Raw genomic sequence first — 1,404 nt, forward strand, 5'->3', positions numbered from 1 at the left:
GTATCTACTGAATATGATGGGGTAGGCAATTATGATAGCTGCCAAGACCAAAAATCGCGCTCGAGAAGATCGGCTAAATCACAAAAAAGAATAAAGGATCAAGAATAATAACAGGAGAATCAAGTTGGTTATAGAAGATGAAATATGAGACAAAATAATGACAGCAAAAAATTAGTAGAGCAAGTCCTGCAAACAATTAACCCGACCGAAATTGCAGACAAATCCTTGTCTCAAACAGTAGAGGTATTACTGAACCTGATAGAGCAATTACAGACACAACTCAAAGAATTACAAACAGAAAACCAACGTTTAAAAGACGAAAATAACCGTCTTCAGGGAGAACAACAACAGCCCAAAATCAAAGCCAAAAAACCAAGAGGATTTTCCCAGAACTACTGATCACAAAAAGAACGAAAGCCACCTCAAAACCATTCAAAGGGCAGTAAAAAATCTCAGCTCAAAATAGATAGGGAAGAAATACTAGAGTACCCTATGGAATTACTACCCATTGATGCAGAGTTTAAAGGTTACGAAGAAGTAATCATTCAAGATATTACCTTGGGAACCGATCATGTATTATTCCTGAAACAGAAATACTACTCACACTCTACGCGAAAAACTCCCAAGGCAGAATTACCATCAGGTGATGAAGGAGAATTTGGCCCAGGAATTAAAAGCTTAATCATTAGTTTGTACTATGGGGGAAATATGACCCAAGGCAAACTATTAGAGTTTCTAGAGGACATGGGCATTTCCATGTCAGCCGGGCATTTGTCCAATCTGTTAATCAAAAACCAGTCTGGTTTTGAGACAGAAAAAAGTGAAATCTATGAAGCCGGACTATTAAGTAGTCCCTGGCAGCACTTTGACCAAACAGGAGCCCGTGTGGGAGGGGTTAACTATACTACGAATGTAGTGTGTAACCCTCTTGATACGGTCTACTTTACTACTGCCAAAAAAGATAGATTAAGTGTACTTCAAGGTTTACTTGACCGACGAGAATTAGAGTTTATGATCAATCAAGAGACTTTTTCACTGTTGGAGACCTTACATATACCAGATAAATGGAAGAAGTCTCTGGAATTGTTGCCCCAAGAAACTGTATTGAATTCCATAGAGTTTAATGGGCTACTAGATAGATATTTACCATTGTTAGGGCCACAAATGCGTAAACGTATTAAAGACGCAGCAGCAATCGCTTTTGATCATCAGCAAACTGACTGGCCAGTTATAAAAACTCTCCTCTGTGATGATGCACCGACCTTCAAGTTACTAACCGATAATTTAGCTTTGTGTTGGGTACATGAGGGACCAGATTATAAAAAGTTAACTCCCAAGGTTAATGATCATCAACAACTCCTGGAACAATTCTTGGATGATTTTTGGGATTACTATCGAGAGTTA

Annotated in this window: 1 protein-coding gene and 1 pseudogene; both read left to right on the forward strand. The window is 38.5% G+C overall.

The genetic code is table 11. The features are described from left to right. Positions 1–144 precede the first annotated feature (144 nt). Positions 145–399 carry a hypothetical protein gene (locus F6K27_RS33180; protein ID WP_205127189.1) on the forward strand — a complete coding sequence of 85 codons (255 nt, stop codon included), beginning with the start codon at positions 145–147 and terminating at the stop codon, positions 397–399. A gap of 93 nt (positions 400–492) precedes the next feature. Continuing rightward, positions 493–1,404 (forward strand): annotated as a pseudogene (locus F6K27_RS33185) (hypothetical protein); the annotation flags it as partial.

It is taken from the genome of Okeania sp. SIO2F5, from assembly GCF_010692685.1.
Lineage (GTDB): Bacteria > Cyanobacteriota > Cyanobacteriia > Cyanobacteriales > Microcoleaceae > Okeania > Okeania hirsuta.